Below are 23,801 nucleotides of genomic sequence, written 5' to 3'. Positions count from 1 at the left end.
TCTAATCTATCTAATGGCCTATTTGACGCTCGGCGTCACCCTAGCAGCCACCTTTCCGGTGGCAGGGGTGTAGACGAGCGGTTGCCCGATCAGCGCGCCAAGATCATCTAGCGCGATCGTGACCAGTCCGTGCTCGCGCAGCACAGGCTGCCGCAGCGTGACGCGCGCTTTCTCGCGCGTCGCTACCTTCGCATTCACCTGCAGGGTGAATGCCTCTTGCCCGAGGCGGAGGCGAAGCACTCCGCCTTCTAGGTCAGCGCTGCCGCCAAGCTGCGCTGCGGCAGCGGCCGCATCCACGCGCAGTGGGGCACTGCCCGGCTGCGCCATGACCCGGCGCTGTATCTGCCGATGCAGCAGCTCCGGCGTGATGCCGGGGCTGCCCGCATTGATCCGCGGGATCAACAGGCGATCGGCGCTTCGCGTCGCCATCTCCGGCGAAATCGTGAAGGCGTAGCGGATGCCCGCCTCCGCAGCCTGCTCTGTCGCCGCTGGCGATGTGATGCCGAATGGGTACGCCATCGTGTCAAGCGGCACATCTGTCAACCCAGCAAGCTTGCCGATGCAAGCTTGCGTATCTTTGAACACACGCTGCTTATAGGCATCATCGCTTTCAGCATCCAATCTTCCAACTAGAGCAGCTTTACCACTTGGAAGCTTGTGGTGTAGTTTGTCCGTATGGCAGCCAATATCGATAAAGTTCGTGGCATGCGTCATCTCATTGATTTGTTCCTTCGACATAGAAGGGATGTAGGACCCAAGCGGATTCGTTAAGTCATTCGTAATAACGAAGTTTACAGCGGGAATTCGAAAGCTTTTCAAAATCGGATAGGCCGCTGTGTAGAAGCTTTGATAGCCATCATCGAATGTAACCAGCACGGCATTGGATGGAACGGTAGCGCCTTCCATGAACTGTTTGAACTCTTCTAAGGAAATGAAATGATAGCCTTTGCTAAGTAGGGACTGAAGCTGATTTTGAAACAGCGAGCTTGTAATTGTGCTAGAGCTAGTGTCTTTTTCATGCACATGATGATACATAAGAACGGCTACTTGGTCCTGGTAGTAAATATCCCCGGAGCGCTTAGCCTGCAGCGGCGTAAGCAAAAGGGTGAGCCCAATCAGGCTAACTAGAATCGAAATTGCGATTCTTTTGTACATGTCAGCGAATCTCCTTGTTTTCCTCACAAGAACCATCGAACTCTTCATGGGAGGTATGTTATAATAGTTTGTAATTATTATTATGTGTGTATTTGAGAGAGGAGCCAGACCTAGTCATGCAGCATTTTTATCAAAGCGTCTACGATTTGATTGTCGAAACTTCCACAAACCTTCCCGGTGATGTGCGCCGTGCGGTACAAGCCGCTCAGGAAAATGAGGACAAAGGCACGCGTTCTGCACTATCTCTATCCCGCATTGCGGATAACATCCATATGGCGGAATGCAATGTATCCCCAATTTGCCAGGATACGGGTATGCCAACGTTTATTATACACTGTCCGGTTGGGGCAAACCAAATTATCATGAAGAAGCAAATCTTAGAAGCGGTTGCGAATGCAACCAAAGCCAGTAAGCTGCGCACGAACTCCGTAGACTCCCTTACAGGTGCAAACAGCGGAGATAATCTTGGGCCTGGTACGCCGGTTGTTCATTTCGAGCAATGGGAACGTGATGATATCGAAGTGAAGTTGATTCTAAAAGGCGGCGGCTGTGAGAACAAAAATATTCAATACAGCTTGCCTGCCGATCTTGAAGGTGTAGGTAAAGCGGGACGTGATCTTGACGGCATTCGCAAATGTGTAATGCATGCGGTTTACCAAGCGCAAGGTCAAGGATGCAGCGCGGGTTTCATCGGCGTAGGTATTGGAGGCGACCGTACTAGCGGATACGAGCTGGCTAAGCACCAATTATTCCGTCATGTTGATGATGTGAATCCACATCCGGAGCTGCGCAAGGTAGAAGAGTACGTCATGGAGCATGCCAATACGCTTGGTATTGGAACAATGGGCTTCGGCGGTCAAGTGACACTGCTTGGCTGTAAAGTTGGCGTAATGAACCGATTGCCAGCAAGCTTCTTCGTTTCCGTTGCTTACAACTGTTGGGCGTTCCGTCGTCAAGGCGTGGTCTTGAATGCGGAAACTGGCGAAATTAATGGATGGTCCTACCCAAGAGGGACAGAGGTTTCTTTCCAAGAGGCTTTCGAAGCGAGTGCAGAAGAAGCTAAGAATACGCCAAAAGAAGAGCGTCGTGAGATTGTATTGACAACGCCCATATCGGAAGAGCAAATCCGCAGCCTGAAAGTCGGTGATGTCGTAGTCATTAATGGTACGATGCATACAGGACGCGATGCGCTGCATAAATATTTGATGGATCATGATGCGCCGGTAGATCTGAATGGGGCTGCGATTTATCATTGCGGACCGGTGATGAGTAAGGATGAAGCTGGCGAATGGCACGTAAAAGCGGCTGGACCGACGACAAGTATTCGTGAGGAGCCTTACCAAGGTGATATTATCAAGAAATTCGGTATTCGCGCAGTCATCGGTAAAGGCGGAATGGGACCGAAAACGTTAGCAGCTTTGAAAGATCATGGCGGCGTCTATTTAAACGCTATCGGTGGTGCTGCGCAATACTACGCACAGTGCTTTAAGAAAGTTGAAGGCGTTGACTATATGGAATTCGGAATTCCGGAAGCCATGTGGCACCTAGAAACAGAAGGGTTCGCTGCTATTGTAACGATGGATTCACACGGTAACAGCCTGCATGCTGACGTAGAGAAGAATTCACTTGAGAAGCTGGCAGCACTGAAAGAACCTGTTTTTAAATAATTTTCTATGCCATGCACTTATCCTTCATCTTTACAAAAAAAATACTGGATTAGGCACGAAAGAAAGGGTTACTATGTAGAGTAGCCCTTTTCTTTTTGTTTTTACTCATGAAAATGGACAGACTGAAACCATCGGAGGCTTAGAATCAGATGACCAAATTCCGTGCCAGACTCACTTTTATTTTGATTTTATTGATTGGTTGTTCGATGCTGATTGCGGGCATTTTCATGGCAAAGGTGCTTGAGAATTCTCACATAAAGTCATTTCAAGACAATATGGAACGCGAGCTGCAAGTAATTATGGTAACTGGGGATTGGAACCGAAAAGGTACCGATGCGGAGTTGATTTCTTACTATTCTGAACAAGCCAGAAACCTTAAAGAAGCAACGAATGAGAGATTGACGTATGTTCGAGCAGATGGAAAAGTACTAGGTGACTCCGATCAAAGACCCGAACAGATGGACAATCACTTGAATCGACCGGAGATTGCTTCAGCAGCAGCGAATGGAGTCGGCTACATCACTCGTTACAGCGATACGCTGAAGGAAAATAGATTGTATGCCGCTATTCCAGTGAAGAATGAAGCGCAGGAGATAACAGGATTTTTGCGTATTTCGATGAGCTTGGAACAGGTAGGGAAGTCGATTCGCAGCTTATGGTATTTCCTGATTTCCGGGTTGATCATTTTGTTCCTGATCGCAGGAATCGTTAGTTATCGGATTGCGAAGGGGATTACTCACCCCATCGAGAAGATGACAAAAGTAGCCCAGCAAATTACGAATATGAACTACCAATCACGCGTTCCTGCTTACAGTAATGATGAGGTTGGACAGCTGGGTCAGGCGATTAATCGCATGTCCGAAAGTTTGCAGCAGCAAATGGCACGGATTCAGGAAAATGAACGCAGGCTTCAAGGTGTTATGGAAAATATGATGAGCGGAATCATGATGATTGACCGTGAAGAGCGGATTATGCTTTTAAATCCTTCTGCGGAATACATTTTAGGTTTCTCCTCGCAGGAGCTTCTGGGGAAGAAATATAATGAAGCCAAGCAGCAATATGAGTTTACAAAGTTGATACAAGAATGCATAGAGACACAAGATTCAATTCGCGATGAGATGGTTTTCTATTATCCGGCAGAGCGAATTCTCGATATTCATTTGAGTCCAATTGCCCATGAAGATGAGGAATGGTCGGGTGTTCTTATCGTTATTCACGATATTACAGCTGTACGCAGACTTGAGCGGATGCGCAGTGAATTCGTCGCGAATGTATCGCATGAATTAAAGACGCCAATTGCCGCCGTTAAAGGCTTTGCCGAAACACTGCTGGCTGGTGCGCTAAACGATAAGGAAACGGCCGTTTCGTTCTTACAGATCATTTTTGACGAGAGTGAGCGGTTGAATCGATTGATTGGGGATATTCTGGAGTTGTCCAAAATTGAATCGAAGCGGATTCCGATGAATTTTTCGCCGATTTACTTGCCTGAATTTCTTGAGAGATCGTTAAGTGTGTTACGAAAAGAAGCGGAGAAGAAGCATATAGAACTAAGTATGCTGGTCGATGACGATATTTATATCGAGGCGGATGAAGATCGATTACGGCAAATTATCATCAATCTGCTTTCTAATGGTATTGCATATACACATGATGGCGGCAAAGTAAAAGTGCGTGTAGAACCACTCGATAAGAATGTTGATGGGGATTATGAACGGCTGCGGTTAATTGTTTCGGATACGGGTATGGGCATTCCTAAGAAGGATTTACCGCGAATTTTCGAGAGATTCTATCGTGTAGATAAAGCGCGCTCCAGAAGCTCAGGCGGAACGGGATTAGGATTATCGATTGTGAAGCATTTAGTTGAGCTGCATAAAGGAACGATTCGGGTCGATAGTGAGGTTGGCGTCGGTACGCGGTTCACGATTGAATTGCCTGTTATACACTAATTTACACAGCGATGATGAAACATTTACATTGTTTTTACAATCATGTGATAAAATGAGGTTGTGCAATGTAAATATACTGTAAACGCGGGGGATCCCATGGCACAAAAAATACTAGTTATTGAAGACGAGCCAACTCTAGCTCGATTGCTATCGTACAACCTATCTCAGGACGGGTATGATACGAAGGTTGTCGATCATGGTGGCGATGGGCTTCAAGAGGCGTTGCAGCAGACTTACGACTTAATTATTCTTGATATTATGCTGCCTGGACTGAATGGATTCGAAGTATTGGCGAAGCTTAGGCAGAAAGGAAACAGCACACCTGTTATTATTTTAACGGCACGTAATGCTGAGGATGAAGTGGTGCAAGGTCTTAAGCACGGTGCTGATGATTATATAACGAAGCCCTTTGGGGTGGCGGAATTGCTTGCCCGCGTCTCTGCCGTTCTGCGAAGAACACAATCGGAGGACGTGGCAGCGGACAAACTAAAGAGCAATGAGAAAGTGATTCAGGCGGGTGAATTGTTCATTTATCCGGAGAAATATGAAGTCGTTCTGAACGGGGATTCCATTCCGTTAAGACCGAAGGAGTTTGAGGTCTTGCTTTATCTCGTGCAGCGCCCGGGCGTCGTCGTAACAAGAGACGATCTAATGAATATCGTTTGGGGTTTTGACTATATTGGCGGCCAAAGAACCGTAGATGTTCATGTGAGCTCGCTTCGTAAGAAACTGGAAATGAATCAACAGTCTGTTCAAATCGATTCAATCCGTGGCGTTGGTTATAAGCTGGTAGCAAGTATGGTCAAAAAATAATGAGCCTTGGGTGCTGGTTAACAGCGGCCCAGGCTCATTTTTGTGCGTAAACAACGTAAATGCTGTTCCCCAATGGCTCCGATTTAACTTGGCGAGTATGAGAGAGTAACCACTCTGTTAGATGAGTATGCGTCATGTAGAGATCGACTTGCTCATGCATCATAGGCAGCTTAGTAGCTTTAGTCGAGATGAGGTTGGCTAGAAATGCATCTGCCTCATTTCGGTCTTGCATCATATAATCGGCTATGCATACGACTCCGCCCGGTTTCAATACCCGCAGCATTTCACCCCAGGCGAGCTCCCTCTGCGCTTCTGTCAGATGATGAAGGGCAAACGAACTGACAACATAATCAAACGTTCCATCCATGAACGGAATGGCCAGTACATTGCCGAGCTTGAGTTCGATGTCACCATATTTGGCAGCACAAAGCTTGAGCATTTGCTTGGATTGGTCAATGGCTGACATGGTTAGGCCGATTTGCTGCAGCTTGCCGGCTAAGTTGCCGGTGCCTGTACCTACATCAAGCCCCTTAAGGCCCTGAGCAGGAGAGATAAGCTGGGCGATTTTGTCTAATGCTGTTTCGTAGCTAGTATATACGGGAGCGCTGCTCGTTTCGATGTCGTTCAGGGTGCCGTTTTCTGTGGTATCTACAAACGAAGTAGCAGGCTGCAGCAGCTCATCAAACAGTTGGGCCTTTCGGTCGAAATCCCAATGGTCACGCCAGCTTCCCCGTAGGTCACGCAGCTCCTTGCTTTGCTGAGCTAGCTCGTAAAGCAGTTCAGTCGGCAGTATGCTGCTTCCTTGAGCGGCTTGGATCATCTGATCCATTGTTCCAATGATTTGTTTCATTTCTGTCCACTGTTCAAACAGCATCGAACGCTGCATCTGCAGGGCGCTTAGCACTTCCTCTTGTTGATTTAAATCGGTTTGGGCTAAGGTTTGACGAATATCTTCCAATGTCATTCCGACTTCCCGTAAAGAGATAATGGTTTGTAATCCCACGCATCTTGTTCCGTATAGGTTCGATAACCATTGTCTTTCTGCTTTGCAGGTTTTATCAGTCCTTTCTGCTCATAGAAGCGAATGGCTCTGGCTGTGATGCCAAGTTTGCGGGAAATTTCGTTAATAAGCATGTATGGTCCTCCATCATGGCACAATTGCATACAATTTTCGCCAGATCAGAAATTTTATTTTTGTAGGTTTTTGTTATACTCTTATATAGTACTAGCTATGAGCAATTGTGAGAAGCCTAACGGTTATACATGCTAAGGCTTATATTACGAATGAAGTTTTACTAAAGTAAGACTCTAAGGAGGATCATCATGTCAAAAACGTATCGTATAGCAATTATTGGTTGTGGAGGTATTGCCAATGGCAAGCACATGCCAAGTTTGAACAAATTAAAGAATGTAGAAATGGTTGCTTTCTGTGACATTATTTCTGAAAAAGCGCAAGAAGCTGCTGCTAAGTATGGCAAAGAAGACGCTCGTGTATATGAAGATTACCGCGAGGTTCTGAAGGACAGTTCCATTGACATCGTTCATGTCTGTACGCCAAATGATTCACATGCGGAAATCACGATTGCTGCATTAGAAGCAGGCAAGCACGTCATGTCAGAGAAGCCGATGGCCAAAACAGCTTCAGATGCACGCCGTATGGTGGAAGCAGCTAAGCGCACAGGCAAGAAGCTCACAGTTGGTTACAACAATCGCTTCCGCGGCGATAGCCAACATTTACACCAGTTGTGCTCGGAAGGCGAGCTAGGTGAGATTTATTTCGCTAAGGCTCATGCGATTCGTCGCCGCGCGGTACCTACTTGGGGCGTTTTCCTTGATGAGGAAAAGCAAGGCGGAGGCCCGCTGATCGATATCGGTACGCATGCACTTGATTTAACAATGTGGATGATGAACAACTATGAGCCGAAGGTTGTATTGGGTACTTCTTATCATAAATTATCCCAACGAGAAAATGCAGCAAATGCTTGGGGACCTTGGGATCCTTCCAAGTTCACAGTTGAGGATTCCGCATTTGGTATGATTACAATGAAAAATGGTGCTACGATTATTCTTGAATCAAGCTGGGCGCTTAATACACTTGAAGTGGATGAAGCGAAATGTACACTAAGCGGAACAGAAGGCGGCGCTGATATGAAAGGCGGTCTTCGAATTAATGGTGAAAAGCACAGCCGCTTATACACGACCGAAGTTGAATTGAAAGCTGGCGGAGTAGCCTTCTACGATGGTGAAACAGAAAGTGCGCCGGATTTAGAAATGCGCCTATGGATTCAAGCGATCGAAAATGATACAGATCCGGTTGTAACCCCTGAGCAAGCATGTGTCGTATCCGAAATCTTAGAAGCTATTTATGAATCAGCAAAAACAGGGAAAGCCGTTTATTTCGACTAGTTTCGACTATTTCCTGGGAAATGAAAAATCCCCTTCCTCGATATGTTATTGAGGAAGGGGATTATTTGTGCTACCACATAGGAAAGTATAAGTTTCCTGTTCCAGAAAACGGCTTTCCTATTAGGTCGCTCATCTTTGAATGGCCTAGAGGTTTTCCCATAAAATGCTTTTGTTAGCTTTTCGATGTTCACCAGGTGTAGACCCCGTTCTTTTCTTGAACATTTTGGAGAAATGGTGTAAATCAGCAAAACCGCAATAGAGCGCTATAGATTCGAGACTAAGATCTGTGTTTGTGAGCAGTTCCTTGGCGTGATTAACCCGCATGTTGATTAAATATTGGTGAGGCGAGATCCCATATCGCTGCTTGAACATGAAACTAAATCTGGAAACAGATAGGCTAGCTCGATTCGCCATGTCCTCTAATGAAATGGGTTCGCTTAGATGATTGGAAAAGTAAGAAGTAATCCAGTTGAACGAATGTGTAGGTGTCTGTGTCGCCTGATAGTAAGTTTCTAGTAGAGAAATGATAATTTCCGTAACGAAATGTTGGGTTTTAAGTTGAATGAGCGGGTCCTGTTGCTGCGCATACTCAATAACCTGAAAAAGCGTTTCTTTCAATTTAGATGGGTTGGAGGGATGGACATGAACTGGCATTTGAATCCCAAATAGATCATTGATTGTTGGCTGCATCAGGTTCATATAAGCCGATAAATCAATCTGACCGGGTCGGGTGGGGAAGCTGTTTTCGCGTTCGGAATTATAACATAAATCAAAATGAATATAAGGCGTAACTGTGTTAGTCAGCCCTTCGAGCGTTAGTAAGCTTCCAGGCTGTACGAGGCAGAATTGACCCGCTTGAAACATATACTTCTTATGATCTACCCAAAAACAGCAAGTGCCCTCTTGAATATAAACGAATAAGTAATCAAGCAACCTGCGCTCCGGATATATCCACGGTTTTCGAACAGCAAATTCACTTTGCCTAACAAATGGAACAATCGAATGTTGTTTCAATAATACGTTGAGCATGCAGATCCCTTTCTCGTACCAATCATTCTTTTCTTATCTTATTGTAGTCCTTCATTGTACATATAATCCAGTTGTTTTTGACAATAATAAAACCTTGTTTGACAAAGATTTCGAACTATATGCCTTCTATAATAAAGCTATAATTATACAAAGAGGTGAGCAGAGGATGAGCATTCCGGAAACAAATAAAAGAAATGAGTTACCCTCTTTGGAAGACAACTATGAATTGTCTGCACAGCAGAAAGAAAGCTATCAGAAAAATGGACATATTGCTCTTAGACAGGTGGCAAGCAAGTCAGAAATCGCTGCCTATGAGCCTGTTATTAGTCACTTGGTGAAAGAGTTGAACAAGCATGACAAGCCACTAGAGCAGCGAGATACGTATGGAAAGGCCTTTATTCAAATCTCAAATCTGTGGGAGAAAAGTGAAGCGATCCAGAGATTCGTTCTAGCTAAACGGTTTGCCAAAATCGCGGCTGATTTAATGGGGGTGAATGGGGTGCGAATTTATCATGATCAAGCCCTGTTTAAAGAACCTCACGGAGGTCATACGCCGTGGCATCAAGATCAAATCTATTGGCCGCTCGATACAGACAAGACGATTACCATGTGGATGCCGTTAGTTCCCATTTCCCAAGAGGTGGGATCTATGACCTTTGCATCGGAGTCCCATCTTATGGGCTACATTAATAAAATGGTTATTTCCGACGAATCCCATCGAACGCTTGCCGGGTACATTGAAGGCAAAGGCTTCGAAACGATGTCTCACGGCGCCATGGAGGCAGGCGATGCAACATTCCACTCCGGGTGGACACTGCACAGCGCGCCTGGAAACCCTACGGACACCATGCGTAAAGTGATGACCGTGATTTATTACGCCGACGGAATAAGAGTAGCCGAGCCGGATAGTAAAGCGCGTGAGAATGATTTGAAAGCTTGGTTTCCCGGCATTCAACCAGGCGATTTGGCGGCAACTGCGTTAAATCCATTGGTTTACAGCCGTGAAGCTAATTAAACAAAGCTCGCCCCCTCATTTTTTGAAGAGGGGGCGAGCTTTTTTATGAAAAGAGTTACTATCTTACATACGAATCTTTTCCTGCTGTCGGAATTTGCCTGGTGGCAGCTTCTTCTCTTCCATAAAGGTACGAGAAAAATAATGGACAGAAGAAAAGCCTGTGACTTCGGCAATTTCCTTAATTGAAAGCTCGCTTGTCAGAAGCAGGTGGGCCGCTTGGCGTATGCGTTCACTTCGAATGAAGTCGGTAAAAGTTTCATGTATGCCCTCAGAGAATAAGCGTGATAGATGACGTTCTGAGACGTTGAGATAACCAGCAACATGTCCAAGATGAAGCGGCTGGGATAAGTTATCACGGATATAAAGCTTGGCGCGCTGCAGCAGAATATGTGTATTTTTACGGTGAAAGTAAGGTTTAGTCATGTCTTTTCCGAATAATGAAAGAAAGGATACTAGAAGTGCGTAGGCAAGCGAGGGAATCGCAGCAGGCGGCAAGCTCCCGTTCCCTTCTCGAATCAAGAGTGACTTCCACAAGTGGGCAGTTGGGTGATGATCTGCTTCATGGATGCAAACCTCGGCATGCTCAGCTAGATCGCTGAAGGCTTCACGCATAGTATCATCGCTTTGTGTTTCATCTAATTCGAATGCGACATAAGCAATAAATAAGCCTTCTTTTGTGCGGATTTGATGATTAATTCCCGGTCGCGAGCAAAAGTGTGTACCTGCTCTAAGTGGATAGACAATATCATTTTCCGTATACTCTCCCTCACCGTCCATGACATAACAAACCTCAAAGAAAGAATGCTTATGGGGCTGATTGTCAAACAGGCAAGGGTTAACTCCCCAATATTGAATTTTGAAGCAAGCAGCGGGTCCATGAATGACGTTAAGGACTTCATTAAGCATAGAATCGGTTTCTTTACATAGATACATAGGCTTCATCCTTTATATTTAAATGTCCTTATTCTGCAAAAAAGTGTCCTTTGGAGAAAAAGACAGAATTCATTCATTTTCCTATAATTATAAATAAGAAAGCGAATAAATATCAACCGGATAAATGGAGGAATGGCCTGTGATCGAACAAAAAGATGTAGATTTTTATAAAGAAAATGGGTATTTACTCGTTAAGGGAGTTTTCAATCAACAGGAAGTTGAAGAAATGAGACAAGGCGTAGAGGGGATCATTAGCCGTGCTGCACAATCAAAGGCTGATCATAATTCACAATGGCAGGGCGACTTTCTTCCGGCAGAGGAGCTGAAAAAGCTAGTCTTAAAAGGCTTTCATGATGTGCATTATCACGATGCCGCTTTTATGCGAGCCGTGATTCATCCGAATATGGCTGCTGTGCTGACGCAGATTATTGGTCCTAACGTGCAGCTGCATCATTCCAAAATGCTCGTTAAACCGCCAGAGAATGGCGCAGCTTTCCCGATGCATCAGGATTACCCTTATTTTCCGCACGAAAAGCATTCCATGCTAGCTGCCAGTGTGCATCTGGATCATGCAGATGAGGAGAACGGCTGCCTGCGTGTCATTCCAGGTTCGCATCGCACTGGCTCCTTGCCACATGTGGGCTCTTATTATTTGAATCATAAGGAGTATCCGATTAAAGAGGGGACGCCTTGCGTAGCTGAAGCGGGTGATGTTCTGTTCTTCAATTACTTGACAATTCACGGATCAGAATCGAATAAGAGCTCTAGAACAAGAAGGAATGTATTGTTCCAATACCGCGACGCCAGTGATTTTCCGACCGAAAATACGCATTTTGATTGGGGTATGGGTCTTATGGTTAGCGGGAAGAATCCGAATTTCACGAAGGTGAAACCTGATTTTAAAATCATCTAGTAGAAGGAAGTAGGAGGCGCCTTAGGGTGGCCTCTTTTTTTTCATTACTTCTGTTTGGAATCTGCTTTCGGTTCAAAGTTCATACAGGGCTTGCCAGAAGACGAAAGTACACGAAGACTGGGCATTGTCTGTGTTTTGAAGCCATATGCTTTGCAGCCTCTTGGGAAATTGGCATCCCATGTAATGTAGAAATGTTGGCATTTCATGCAGTTAATACGTTGTGATTCTGTCATATCTGTCCCTCTTATTTTAAGATAAATCTATTATAACCTATTAAAATGATGAATAGAAAATAGGATTGGATCTGTCGACAAGAAGAGGCAAACCTCTCACAGCCATTAGGTTAGTATTATCCATGATGGAAGTCACTGTGAGGAGGGAATGGGAGTTGAAAACTTTCGATGTCATCCTAATTGGGAGCGGCCACAATGCTTTGATTACGGCTGCCTATTTAACACGCGCTGGGAGGAGCGTACTCGTTCTGGAGAAAAATGATCGTCCAGGCGGTTTCCTGCGTACGGAGGAGCTTACTTTACCGGGGTTCAAGCATGATGTCTATGCTGCGGCTCACCCTCTACTATTGACAGGTCCGGCCTATGCCGATCTTGGTGAAGCACTTGAGGCTCGCGGATTACGCTACTTAAACACGGACCTGCCAACTGGAGTCTCTATGGAGGACGGGCGAACGGCGGTATTCTCACGATCGTTCGAGGCGTTACTTGCAGAGGCCGAACGACTTGCCCCTGGCGATGGAGCTGCTTTAGCGGCCATGTTCGAGGCATTCAATCCTTATGCTGCGGATGTTTTTGCTTTATTTAATTTGGATCTATCACGTTCCAAAGCCTCAACTATCATCGAGAAACTATTACATAATAAGGGAAGTAAAGGATACTCCGAATTTGCGGCCTCCATCTTCTCAACCGCTCGTAATACCGTAAGTTCTTTTCAATCTCCTGTACTCCGATCAATGTTGGCGCCGTGGGTATCTCATCTTGGGCGTACGCCTGATGAAGTCGGCAGCGGCATTTGGGTGCCTCTCACAGCAATGGCATTAATGGGAGGGGGAATGCCGATTCCCGAAGGTGGAAGCGAAAAGCTTGCCCAAGCACTTGCCCAGCTTATTCAGGACCAAGGTGGTGTCATCCTCACAGAACAGGAAGCGGAGCGAATTGTCGTGAAGAACGGACGTGCAGTTGGTGTGCGAACTTCGAAGGGAGAGGAGTATCGGGCGAAGCAAGCAGTCGTTGCGTCAACAAGTCCAGATCGACTCTATCTCTCCCTTTTGGCTGATGCTGAAATTAGTCCCCCGCTGATCGAACAAGCGAAGCGGTTCCGCTATGGTAGGGGCTGTGTACAGATCCATCTCGCTCTGAGTGAACCGCCGCAGTGGCCAGATGCTCGCTTTACTAAGGTCGGTCAGCCGCATTTAACGGATGGACTTGATGGATTCACACAGGCCATTGCGCAAGGAATGGGGGATTTGCTTCCAGCAAAACCGACTTTCACGGTGGATTGTTCCACGAATCTGGATCCGTCTCGTGCGCCTGAAGGGAAGGCCATCATGCGTATTCAGGTACTTGAGGTGCCTTGCCGCCCTCGCGGCGATGCCGCTGGCCTTATCGATATCGGTGATGGCAGTTGGACACCGGAGCTTACAGAGCGTTTCGCTGAGCGAGTACTTACGATTGTAGGCAAGCATATCCCTAATATCCCGAGTGCAATTATTGGTCATGCCGTTGTTACGCCAGACATGATTGCCAGATTCAATCCAAATTCTGGTCCAGGTGATCCATATGGCGGAGCCCATGATTTGGCGCAAAGCTATCTGTTTCGGCCACTGCCGGGGCAGCCAAGCCATCAAACAGAGATTCCAAACTTGTATATGCTAGGTGCGGCAACTTGGCCAGGGCACGGGATCAATGGAGGATCGGGTTATATTGTCGCCCAAAAGCTGTTGAAATAAAGGGGGAGATAATTTGTATTGGACGCGCAGGGAATTAAAGATCAGAGCAAAGAACGTTCTGCGGACATCGTATTGGAAAGCTTTTCTGGTTAGTTTGGTATTTGCGGTGGTGAGTGGCGGGGTATCAAGCTGCTCATTTAATTCGGGTGGAAGTACATCGATGAGTCTTCCCGGGTTTAGCGGCGGAATGGGCGATATCTCCGACGGAGCAGGTCTCGCTATTATCCTTATCATTGTCTTCTTGGCAGCCGTGATTGGTCTAGTGGCGTTAGCTTTTAATATCTTCGTTGTGGCTCCGCTAAAAGTGAGCGTACAACAATATTTTAAACAAGCTGCACAAGATGATGTAAACATGAACTATCTCGTTTATTCATTTACGAAAGGCAATTACTTAGCAATTGTTAAGGGTATGTTTTGGAGCGGCCTACTTAACTTCTTATGGTTTTTGCTGCTCATTATTCCAGGTATCGTGAAGTCGTATGCATACAGCATGACGCCTTATATTTTGGCGGATAATCCTGGAATTGGGATGAAGAGAGCTGTTGATCTAAGCAATCAAATGACAAGTGGGCAGAAGTGGAAAATGTTTGTGTTGGATCTTTCCTTTATTGGTTGGTTTATTCTAGGCACGTTGGCACTGGGAATAGGTGTTTTATTCGTACTGCCTTACTATAACTCAACCAAAGCGGAGCTTTACTTGGTCCTTCGTCAACAAGCGTTACATGATGGGATAAGCAGCAGCGCGGAGTTGAATTTGTTTTTTAAATAATGGACTCTTGTGAAAGAGGGCAGTTTGTAGCAAAAAGGGCTAATCGATGACGTCGATTGGCCCTTTTTTTTATTATCGAGCAGCTAATGAGCAAATACAATGAAATTCAACATGTTATTCGTGAATATATCATTCCATTGGATATTGTGCAACGGAATCTATTCGGACATCTAATAGTCATGGAAGCCGCATATTCCTTTTATTTCGTGAACGCTATTCTGGCTTTAAAATCCCCAGCAATTCAGGTAATGTGGCTATTTCATAACTAGGGCGATTGTGAATCGGCGCCGTGCGGTTATGATGATTGATCCACACATTCCGCATGCCAACTCCTAACGCCCCTCTAATATCCGTATCTAAATTATCGCCAACCATGATGGTTTCTTGCACAGTGGTACCAAGCAGATTCAGAGCATGCTCAAAAATAGTCGGATCAGGTTTCCCTTTGCCGAAGGAGCCGGATATAAGAATATGATCAAAGTAAGCCGCTAAACCAGGAATGCTGTCTACTTTTTCCTGCTGCAAGTCGGGAGCGCCGTTCGTCATTAGCAGTAGTTGATAATTGTGATTCAAAGCATTCAATACCTCGAAAGTTGTCTCATAAACCAAGGGGCGCTCTCTTCGCTCACGAGCAAATCGCTCGGCAAGCACTTGGCCCAATTGGGGATCATCGATGCCCAGTTTAAGTAAGCCTTGATTCCAAGTTTCCTTCTGGTAGATAGGGGCGAATTGTTCTAGCTCCAGAAAGGAAGGATGCTCTTTCGAATCGAAGCGTCCCCAGAGTGCTTCCAAGTGAGTAACCTCAATCATTTTAGCAAATTCATAACAGTCCATTGTACGAAATAGATGCTCAGCTGAATCACGTACCGCACTTTCAAGTGCTGAAGGATCCACGTTGACGGACTCGGAAGCGATACGGCATGTTTCTTGAAAGGCTTCATTTATACTTTTTTCATCCCATAGTAACGTATTGTCTAAATCGAAAATAATCGCTTTGATAGGTTTCATTGTAAACAATCCTCCCCTACGTCCTATAATTAATTTGCTCCATAAATAAAAGGAAGTCAACCGTAAAGTAAGGGGAAATCATTTAAAAAATTGATGCCGTAGATCCTGCATTGCAGGATGTCATCTCCATTATCCTGTCTATGTCATAGGCTATGACATATAATATGGGTATGAAGACAAATTTGAGGAGATGATGGGTTTGTCAGTCCTGGTACCTATGCAGCAATCGAAAACGAATATCGGTAATTTCAAGCATACGATCACGATGTTGATGGGGATGTGGCTTATCGTTGGTTTATTTATTGACGGCTTTGCTCATAACCACGGTGTCGTTGAAACCTTTTTTACGCCTTGGCATGCCATTTTGTATTCGGGGTATCTGGCATGTGCCGTGTGGATTTTCTATTTGACTTATCAGAACAAGTCTAGGGTCAGTCATGCAACTTGGGTGCAGGCAATCCCGACAGGTTACAAGCTTGGCGTGGCAGGAGTGATCATCTTTTTCTTAGGTGGTCTTGGTGATATGTACTGGCATACGGTGTTTGGAATTGAGGAGAATATAGCAGCGTTGTTGAGCCCAACACATTTGATTTTACTGACAGGTGCATTTATGATCCTGACCAGTCCATACCGTGCGATAAGTTGCGCTGAAGATGAGGTTTCACCTACCTTTCGCCAATTGCTGCCTGCTTTGACCTCGGTTGCATTAACCTTTGCTGTCATGGCTTTCTTTCTCATGTATGCTTGGTCATTTCGTCAAAATCTATGGATGGCAAGGGAAGAAGATGCGGTTGCAAGAGCTGTCGTGGATTTCCTAGTTACAACGATGCTGTTAGTCTTACCTGTCATGCTGGTTATAAGAAGATGGAAGCTCCCATTCGGTACCGTCACTTATTTCTTTGTTTTCCAAGCGGTACTAATGGCGATATTGGATGGCTTTTCTCATTACGGATCTATTGTGATTTTATTGATTAGCGGGATTGCTGCTGATTTGATATTTAGATCCATTAAACAGTTGGAAGCGAGCGATTGGCGATATAAGGTTGCTTTCTTTTTGATTCCTGTTTTAATCTGGGGCTTATATTTTGCGGATTTGAGTATTTTTCATACATTGGATTGGGCGCCGGAGCTTTGGGGAGGAACGATGTTCATCTGTGGGCTCTGTTCAATGGGGTTAAGCATTCTAGCGGCTCCAATTGTGCATAGAAAAAGCTGATGAGAACAACGGTAATTGTCCTTATAGGTATGACACTCCTTCTCACCGCTTGCGGTACGCGGCCCACAAAACATGACATGATGGGGATGCCGATTACGACTACATCTCCTTCAACACATGTCCACCAAAGTGACGCGATTGCTCATTTTTCAGTCGCGTCGAAGCAATATTTGCCTAATGAGGATGCATCTGTGACGATTCTCATCCAAAATAAATGGAATAAACCGATTGATAAATTCGATATCATGCATGAAAAGCTGCTGCACTTGATCGTTGTCAGTAAGGATCTTACCTATTTTGACCATCTTCATCCCGAATATGTCGGTGGAGGTCGATTTGAAATCAAGACAAAGTTCCCGGCTGGTGGACACTATCAGCTGATCGCCGATTTTACGCCGCAGGGCATGGGTGAGACGATTCAAACCCATTGGGTAACGATTAATGGGCAGCAAAAGAAAGAAGAAAAACTTCTACCTGATACGAATCTTACGAAAAGAGTCGGCGACAAAGAAGTAAATCTTTCCTTCGACCATTTGATGGCGGGTATGGATTTAAAAATGAACTTTGCCATTAGAAGTGCTGAAACGAAAAAACCTGTAACTGATTTGCAGCCTTATCTAGGCAGTCTAGGTCATGTGGTGGCTATAAGCTCAGATGCCAAGGAGTTCGTTCATGTGCATCCGAATGATTCGAAAGCTTCCGGACCTGATGCAGCTTTCACCATCCACTTTCCCAAAAGTGGCATCTACAAAATCTGGGGTCAATTTCAGCATCGTAATGAAGTGTTCATTGTCCCTTTTATCATAAAAATATAATTTGTAATCAAAAAGAAATGTGTTATTCATCTCGGCTTAATGAAATAGGCTTATAATAAAACTCGACCCCCTTTAAAATATATATACCTTAAGACCCACGGCCCGTTGCTGTGGGTCTCTTTTTTTTTATTGGCTCGGGGCGGCCTTTTCGCGTGAGAAATCTATTCCTTCCGTTTATAAAATAATCTAGAAATACCTACACCAATGGCTCCAAGTCCTATGAACAGGATAGCGCGAATAGTTGTTGATACGTCAGGTAAATCAATGAAAATAATTTTGAGTAGGGTGACGAATAAGAAGATGATACCCACTAGCCTTGCTTTAGGCTTTTGGACAATGAGTCCAAAGACGATGAGTAGAATGGCGTAAACAACCCAGACTGCTGAAAGTATCAAATGCTGGTAATCATAGGTTATCGTTCGTGTCAGGGAATTAGTCAGCTGTGTGAGATAGACAAGTAAGAGTATTAACTCCATCCATAACAGGAGGAGACTAATTTCAGTTCGAGCACGGCCTTCTTCAAGTGTGGCACGGTAGAAAGCATATAGACCGCCAATGGTTGCCACGAGTACAAGCCACGCAAAGGATTCGGCTGACAATAGATCACGTATTGGGTGAGTGAGGACGAACAACATCCCAATGAAATAAGTGATAGCCCCGCTGATTTGCTGAAGTTTGCTTTTGAATTTAGCACCTAAACATAGCGCGATTGCACCTTCTACAAGAATGGCGGAGCCGGCTTGATCCGCGTGCAGCACGTAGATGAGCCAAAGGAAAACGCTGAACGTTGCAATAGATAGCGGAACGGAGAAAGCTCTCTTTTGACGATACAGCCAAAAAGAAGTACCGCTATAGAGAAGCGACCATATCGCTAGCATCCATTCATAGAAGACACGATCTTTGGAACCGCCATATAGGCCGTACGTCCACGCCGCGAGCAGGCCAAAGCTAAAGAATAAAGTGATTCGCTGCCCAATCTGGTTGTCTTTAGAACGTAGGATAGATATCGCAAAGAGGAGCAAATGCTGCAAAATAACGACGGTAAGGATAGCAGGTCGGTTGCCCATTTCATTTGCGAATAGAGTTGAAAAGAGTAAAGGAAGATGTAGAACTCCAAACGCAGTAAAATAAGCGCCACGAAAGGAATAGCGCAATGATAACACGATCATGACCATTGAAAATAACCCTTCATAGCCTGCAAATACCCAAATATTTGGTTTGGCTGAATCGACTAGGAAAGGCACTAGGTAACCAGCGAGTAAGGTAATGATCATGAGTGCCTGGGAGCGGTGACGGACCGCAGTAAATACACTAGCAGCGATAGATACGATGTATAGAACGAACGCAAGTGTGGATGGAATCAACGCGAATAGCATATGTGCTGCGAAAAGCGATAAAATAAGGACTCCGCTGGATCCACCGAGCAGCACTTGCCCAAGAGCCATGCGTTTGCGGCGAATTTGGACTTCTCCTTGCCAATACATGAAGCCAGCGACGATGACACCCAGTATGCAGCGAACTGGTTCGGTGATAATCCCTGCATTAACGGCTGCTGTAAAGCCCCATAGGACACCTAACAGAAAGACGACGATGAATATCCGCGGCAGCCACACGCGAGCGATCAAATGCTCCCAATCTCTTGGGGGCGCAGGTTGTTTGATGGGTATTGTCACCTCATGCTGACGGTGCTGCGTGGATTGCGGTGTTTGATCAAATGTTGGTTGCGTCGTATGTACTTGCTGAGCTTGCGACTTGCTCGTTCTTTCAAGCAGGATACTCAGTTGTTCTTCGAGTTCTTTGACCTTCAATTCCAGTGCCTCAACACGTGACTCCAAATGCATAAAAGCCCTCCCTTTTATCTATACTTTAATCCTAATCATGATGTGAAACAATTAGAAAATCCATATCTTGTTAATGATTCTTGGGAATATGGGAATAGTATCATTAAATGGAATCACCAGGTGAGGGAATTTATGTTGAAAGACGTTAAAATATCAGTGCGCCAATTTACTGTACTTGTGATTATCTATACGATTGGGACGACAATCCTGCTTATTCCATCGGGGCTTGCTGCTTATGCCAAACAAGATGCATGGCTCGCAGCTATATTGGGAGTTGTCCTAAATTTGTTAGTCGTATGCTTATACAACAGGGTTAGTGATTGTTTTCCCGACATGACCTTAGTTCAATATAATGAAAAAGTGTTTGGTAAATGGCTAGGGAAACTACTCTCTCTATTTTTTATTTTATTTTGTTTTGTCGGAGCAACTACAGTTTTGTTCGATCTAGGAAATTTCATTAACACACAAGTGATGCCTGACACGCCTATTCAAGCTATCAATATTATATATGCCCTCGTTGTTGTGATGGGGGTACGACTTGGACTTGAAACCTTAATTCGTGCTGCAGAGATTTTTTTTCCGTGGATCATTATGCTATTTATTATTTTGGTCCTTTGTCTTTTACCGGAGGTTCGAATTGAAAAGCTGCAGCCGATGTTCACATCTGGAGTAAAACCCCTGATAAAAGGAGCCTTATCGGTGGCGGGTACTGCTTCACTTCCTTTTATCGTTCTATTCATGGTGTTCCCTGCTCATGTCAATCAATATCGCAAAGCAAAAAAAGCTTTTCTGATTGCTACCTTACTAGGTGGAGTGTTCTTCGTCATTATCACCTTTTTATGCATATCGGTATTAGGAGTTCAAATGACAGAAAGACATATGTATCCAAGCTATGCTTTGGCCAAACAGATCAGCATTGGTAATTTTTTGGAACGTGTTGAAATCCTTATAGCGGGAATATGGTTTCTAACTGTTTACTATAAGACAACCATCTATTTTTATGGTTTTGTTATAGGACTAGCACAATTTTTAAATATGGCAAATTATCGCCCGCTCGTTTTACCTTTAGGAATGATTCTGGTTGTTTATTCGCTTGTGGTCTATCCCAATGTTGCCTATTTGGCAGAATTTGATAACAAAATTTGGGTTCCCTACGCTCTAACCATGGGGCTCCTATACCCGGTTCTCATACTAGGGGTTGCCGCAATTCGAAAGTCACTAACAAAGAACTAAGATCACTTGAATAGGGGGCGAATTCGTGGAGTTTATTAAAAAAATTCTTAAGAATAATTATAACAACTCAACTGATGCTCGGTTCAATCAGAGTGGCTTCTCAATTTCAAAGGAATTACTCGAGGGGTCCCTTGATCTTAACTTCGACAAAGTCAAGAAAGCCTTTGGAAATAGTAGCGATCTCATTACGCAGACCATACATCTGAATGACGCAGATCCGGTACAAATAGGAGTCATTTACATGAATGGACTGATTAGTCCAATCGCTATTCAAACCCTGCTTACCGAAAATCTAAAAGTTGATTCATGTGAGTTCCCGCTGGACGCTTTAAGAAGTTCAGTGAGCACCCTCGGTCAAGTTCGCGAAATTCCTGATTTTGATACCTTATATCAATCTATTTTATCGGGGTTAACGGTTATTTTACTGGATGGATATGTACAGGGGTTAGCGGCGAATACACAGGGCGGGGAACATCGTTCCGTTGAAGAACCAACGACTCAATCAGTCGTAAGGGGACCTCGGGAAGGGTTTACTGAGCTGTTAAGCACCAACGCCGCGCTGATCAGACGTAAAATAAAAGACCCCAACTTATGGATGGAATCCATGACAATCGGGCGTGTGTGACGAAAACGGACGTCGCCATCATGTATATGAATGGCATTGTGAATGACAAGTTGGTGGCGGAAGCAAGAATTCGGCTTGGGCGCATTGATATTGATGCGATTTTTGAAAGTGCCAATATTGAAGAGTTGATCCAAGACGAAACATACACCCCATTCCCTACTCTGTACAATACGGAACGCCCTGATGTTATTGCCGCAGGCTTAATGGAAGGACGTATTGCTATTCTTGTCGATGGCACTCCCTTTGTGCTTATGGCACCTGCGTTATTCACTCAATTTTATCAATCTGCTGAGGATTATTACCAACGCGCGGATTTTGCAACACTCCTTCGTTTACTACGTTATGTATGTTTTTTCATCTCGTTGTTGGCTCCATCGCTATATATTGCCATAACCACCTTTCACCAAGAACTGCTGCCTTCCTCACTTCTGATCAGTTTAGCCGCTCAAAGAGAAGGAATCCCTTTCCCAGCTTTTATCGAAGCGGTCGTCATGGAAATCACCTTCGAAATCCTTCGAGAAGCCGGTGTGAGGTTGCCGAAGACTGTCGGACAAGCTGTTTCCATTGTAGGAGCACTAGTCATCGGGCAAGCCGCAGTAGAAGCAGGTTTGGTATCTCCGGCGATGGTTATCATCGTGGCCATCACGGCCATTTCCAATTTTGTCATTCCTTCATTCAATATGGGGATAACGATTCGAATTTTGAGATTTCTTTTAATGCTTATCGCGGCATCTTTTGGTTTATATGGCGTTACAGTGGGGCTTATCGCTATTGTTCTTCATTTGTGCAGTTTAAGGTCCTTCGGAATTCCGTATATGTCGCCAATGGCACCCTTTATCCTAGCGGATCAGAAAGATACGATTTTTCGTTTGCCGCAATGGGCATTACATGAAAGGCCTCGACTCATCAGTCAAAAAAATAACATTAGAGAGAACAATGCTTCTTCAAATAAGCCTGAACCCAGGCCCTAGATAAAGGAGTCATCATGCGAAGATGTGTCATGCTTTTCATTGGTTTGTTTATTATGATTGGCTTACTCACGGGATGTTGGAGTCGGCGCGAGCTTAATGATATCGCAATATCGGTTGGAATGGGTTTTGATAAAAAAGATGATCAAGTGCAGGTGACGATTCAAATTGTTAACCCTGCTGAAGTGGCTTCAAGTAAGGGCGGGGTCGGACTGGCTGCGCCTGTCAGCACTTTTCAAGCTACATCCAAAACCATTTTTGAAGCATTAAGAAAAATTACCACACAGAGTCCAAGAAAGGTGTACTCTTCTCATCTTCGGATTCTTGTGATTAGCGAAGAATTGGCTAGAGAAGGGATTACGCCGATACTGGATGGGATTTCAAGGAATCATGAAATGCGAGCTGATTTCAATATTGTTGTAGCCAGAGGAACAACGGCTGCGAATATATTAAATATCCTTACACCTATTGAGAAAATTCCCTCAAATAAAATGTTTAAAACTTTAGAGTTGTCCGAACAGCTTTGGGCGCCTTCGGTTAAAGTAAAATTAAATACGTTAATTTCCGATCTGCAAACAGAAGGAAAAGATCCTGTATTAACAGGCATACAAATCAACGGAGATCCGAGTAAAAGTGAAAATAAAAGTAATGTGAATCGAACAGCCCCTTTTGCATTCTTGCAATATTCGGGTGTAGCCATTTTTAAAAAGGACAAACTTATCGGTTGGCTTAATGAAAAAGAAAGCAAAGGCTACAATTATATTTTAGACAACGTTAAGAGCACGATCGGACATATAACTTGTCCAACGGGCGGGATTATAGCCGTAGAAGTGGTACGAGCGAAAACGAGAATGAAAGGAAAAGTGGAGAACGGCAAGCCGCAAATTAATGTTGATGTTTTTGTTGAGCAGAATGTGGGTGAAGTCCAATGCAAGATCGATCTTCTCGATCCTCAGACCATTGAAGAACTGGAGAAATTATCGGAAAAAGAGGTGAAAACCATTATCGAATCGACGATTCAAAAAGCAAGAAAATATAATGTGGATATTTGCGGCTTTGGTGAAGCGATTTATCGCGCGGCCCCCAAATATTGGAATAAGAACAAAGACAAATGGAAGGAAGAATTCCATGATTTACCTGTACATGTGAATACAGATGTGAAGATTCGTCGCCTGGGCACCGTAAGTGATCCTCTGGTACAAAATTCAAAGGAATGATCAAAAATGTGGACAATCGCTATGATACTATTGGTCTCTACGGCTATCGCGATGCTGGAGATCCCAAAGCTTAGGAAGAAAAGGCAGTATAAAGAATTCTTTATTTTTTGTTGTTTATTATTGCTCGGTACATTCCTGAGCATTGCCCAAAGTTTGCGTGTGAAGCTGCCCAACCCTCTAGATTTGATCACCTTTGTTTTTCAACCTGTTAGTGAGTTCATACTAGGGCTTTTGCAATAAATTAGATAGAACGAGAGGAGGGAACAATA

The 23,801-nt window shown here is 44.6% G+C and carries 20 protein-coding genes and 1 pseudogene; 13 read left to right on the top strand and 8 right to left on the bottom strand.

Annotation, left to right across the window (positions count from 1 at the left end):
* Positions 1-18: 18 nt before the first annotated feature.
* On the bottom strand, positions 19-1,155 hold the full coding sequence (locus QFZ78_RS14800) for a polysaccharide deacetylase family protein (protein WP_307548589.1): 1,137 nt from the start codon (positions 1,153-1,155) through the stop codon (positions 19-21).
* Positions 1,156-1,271: 116 nt separating this feature from the next.
* On the opposite strand from QFZ78_RS14800, the gene QFZ78_RS14795 reads away from it, so the two are divergent.
* The 3 genes from QFZ78_RS14795 (at position 1,272) to QFZ78_RS14785 (ending at position 5,581) form a co-directional block, all read left to right on the top strand.
* A complete protein-coding gene (locus QFZ78_RS14795; RefSeq protein ID WP_307548587.1) occupies positions 1,272-2,822 on the top strand; it encodes a fumarate hydratase in 1,551 nt (516 codons plus the stop codon).
* Positions 2,823-2,971: 149 nt separating this feature from the next.
* Positions 2,972-4,768, top strand: coding sequence for a two-component system histidine kinase PnpS (gene pnpS / locus QFZ78_RS14790; protein ID WP_307548585.1), 1,797 nt, complete (start codon positions 2,972-2,974; stop codon positions 4,766-4,768).
* 96 nt (positions 4,769-4,864) lie between these two features.
* Positions 4,865-5,581: a response regulator transcription factor gene (locus QFZ78_RS14785; protein WP_029197063.1), complete on the top strand. Its 717-nt coding sequence runs from the start codon at positions 4,865-4,867 to the stop codon at positions 5,579-5,581.
* Between the two features lie 34 nt (positions 5,582-5,615).
* On the opposite strand, the gene QFZ78_RS14780 is transcribed toward QFZ78_RS14785, so the two are convergent.
* Together QFZ78_RS14780 and QFZ78_RS14775 are read right to left on the bottom strand one after the other, a co-directional pair.
* The gene (locus QFZ78_RS14780) at positions 5,616-6,545 is read right to left on the bottom strand and encodes a class I SAM-dependent methyltransferase (RefSeq protein WP_307548583.1); all 930 of its coding nucleotides are present in this window, start codon (positions 6,543-6,545) and stop codon (positions 5,616-5,618) included.
* Positions 6,542-6,715: a MerR family DNA-binding transcriptional regulator gene (locus QFZ78_RS14775; RefSeq protein WP_307548581.1), complete on the bottom strand. Its 174-nt coding sequence runs from the start codon at positions 6,713-6,715 to the stop codon at positions 6,542-6,544. The genes QFZ78_RS14780 and QFZ78_RS14775 overlap by 4 nt, the downstream gene beginning before the upstream one ends.
* A 189-nt stretch (positions 6,716-6,904) precedes the next feature.
* Here QFZ78_RS14775 and QFZ78_RS14770 point away from each other — a divergent pair, with 189 nt between their 5' ends.
* Complete coding sequence (locus tag QFZ78_RS14770) at positions 6,905-7,987, top strand: Gfo/Idh/MocA family protein (RefSeq protein ID WP_307548579.1); 1,083 nt, start codon at positions 6,905-6,907, stop codon at positions 7,985-7,987.
* 144 nt (positions 7,988-8,131) lie between these two features.
* On the opposite strand, the gene QFZ78_RS14765 is transcribed toward QFZ78_RS14770, so the two are convergent.
* The gene (locus QFZ78_RS14765; protein WP_307548575.1) at positions 8,132-9,016 is read right to left on the bottom strand and encodes a helix-turn-helix domain-containing protein; all 885 of its coding nucleotides are present in this window, start codon (positions 9,014-9,016) and stop codon (positions 8,132-8,134) included.
* Positions 9,017-9,182: 166 nt separating this feature from the next.
* Here QFZ78_RS14765 and QFZ78_RS14760 point away from each other — a divergent pair, with 166 nt between their 5' ends.
* On the top strand, positions 9,183-10,031 hold the full coding sequence (locus QFZ78_RS14760) for a phytanoyl-CoA dioxygenase family protein (protein ID WP_307548573.1): 849 nt from the start codon (positions 9,183-9,185) through the stop codon (positions 10,029-10,031).
* Positions 10,032-10,094: 63 nt separating this feature from the next.
* On the opposite strand, the gene QFZ78_RS14755 is transcribed toward QFZ78_RS14760, so the two are convergent.
* Positions 10,095-10,964, bottom strand: a complete 870-nt coding sequence (locus tag QFZ78_RS14755) for an AraC family transcriptional regulator (RefSeq protein WP_307548571.1) — start codon at positions 10,962-10,964, stop codon at positions 10,095-10,097.
* 139 nt (positions 10,965-11,103) lie between these two features.
* Between QFZ78_RS14755 and QFZ78_RS14750 the strand changes: the two genes are divergently transcribed.
* A complete protein-coding gene (locus QFZ78_RS14750) occupies positions 11,104-11,877 on the top strand; it encodes a phytanoyl-CoA dioxygenase family protein (protein ID WP_307548569.1) in 774 nt (257 codons plus the stop codon).
* A 44-nt stretch (positions 11,878-11,921) separates the two neighbouring features.
* Here QFZ78_RS14750 and QFZ78_RS14745 read toward each other — a convergent pair whose 3' ends face one another.
* Positions 11,922-12,110, bottom strand: a complete 189-nt coding sequence (locus QFZ78_RS14745) for a uracil-DNA glycosylase (protein ID WP_307548568.1) — start codon at positions 12,108-12,110, stop codon at positions 11,922-11,924.
* A 155-nt stretch (positions 12,111-12,265) separates the two neighbouring features.
* On the opposite strand from QFZ78_RS14745, the gene QFZ78_RS14740 reads away from it, so the two are divergent.
* Complete coding sequence (locus tag QFZ78_RS14740; RefSeq protein ID WP_307548567.1) at positions 12,266-13,840, top strand: phytoene desaturase family protein; 1,575 nt, start codon at positions 12,266-12,268, stop codon at positions 13,838-13,840.
* A 13-nt stretch (positions 13,841-13,853) separates the two neighbouring features.
* Complete coding sequence (locus tag QFZ78_RS14735; RefSeq protein ID WP_307548565.1) at positions 13,854-14,609, top strand: DUF975 family protein; 756 nt, start codon at positions 13,854-13,856, stop codon at positions 14,607-14,609.
* Between the two features lie 213 nt (positions 14,610-14,822).
* On the opposite strand, the gene QFZ78_RS14730 is transcribed toward QFZ78_RS14735, so the two are convergent.
* A complete protein-coding gene (locus tag QFZ78_RS14730) occupies positions 14,823-15,617 on the bottom strand; it encodes an HAD family hydrolase (RefSeq protein ID WP_307548564.1) in 795 nt (264 codons plus the stop codon).
* A 199-nt stretch (positions 15,618-15,816) separates the two neighbouring features.
* Between QFZ78_RS14730 and QFZ78_RS14725 the strand changes: the two genes are divergently transcribed.
* Together QFZ78_RS14725 and QFZ78_RS14720 are read left to right on the top strand one after the other, a co-directional pair.
* A complete protein-coding gene (locus QFZ78_RS14725; protein WP_307548563.1) occupies positions 15,817-16,833 on the top strand; it encodes a hypothetical protein in 1,017 nt (338 codons plus the stop codon).
* On the top strand, positions 16,833-17,648 hold the full coding sequence (locus QFZ78_RS14720; protein ID WP_307548562.1) for a putative periplasmic lipoprotein: 816 nt from the start codon (positions 16,833-16,835) through the stop codon (positions 17,646-17,648). The genes QFZ78_RS14725 and QFZ78_RS14720 overlap by 1 nt, the downstream gene beginning before the upstream one ends.
* Before the next feature lie 161 nt (positions 17,649-17,809).
* On the opposite strand, the gene QFZ78_RS14715 is transcribed toward QFZ78_RS14720, so the two are convergent.
* The gene (locus QFZ78_RS14715) at positions 17,810-19,489 is read right to left on the bottom strand and encodes a DUF2339 domain-containing protein (protein WP_307548561.1); all 1,680 of its coding nucleotides are present in this window, start codon (positions 19,487-19,489) and stop codon (positions 17,810-17,812) included.
* A 135-nt stretch (positions 19,490-19,624) separates the two neighbouring features.
* Here QFZ78_RS14715 and QFZ78_RS14710 point away from each other — a divergent pair, with 135 nt between their 5' ends.
* The 3 genes and pseudogenes from QFZ78_RS14710 (at position 19,625) to QFZ78_RS14700 (ending at position 23,532) form a co-directional block, all read left to right on the top strand.
* Positions 19,625-20,722, top strand: coding sequence for a GerAB/ArcD/ProY family transporter (locus tag QFZ78_RS14710; protein ID WP_373461031.1), 1,098 nt, complete (start codon positions 19,625-19,627; stop codon positions 20,720-20,722).
* 25 nt (positions 20,723-20,747) lie between these two features.
* A pseudogene (locus QFZ78_RS14705) lies at positions 20,748-22,318 on the top strand (spore germination protein).
* Between the two features lie 14 nt (positions 22,319-22,332).
* The gene (locus QFZ78_RS14700; protein ID WP_307548560.1) at positions 22,333-23,532 is read left to right on the top strand and encodes a Ger(x)C family spore germination protein; all 1,200 of its coding nucleotides are present in this window, start codon (positions 22,333-22,335) and stop codon (positions 23,530-23,532) included.
* The last annotated feature ends 269 nt before the right edge of the window (positions 23,533-23,801 follow it).

It is taken from the genome of Paenibacillus sp. V4I5, from assembly GCF_030817255.1.
GTDB lineage: Bacteria > Bacillota > Bacilli > Paenibacillales > NBRC-103111 > Paenibacillus_E.
The sequence above is the reverse complement of the archived record's forward strand: the minus strand, read 5'-3'. Positions and strand labels throughout refer to the sequence as shown.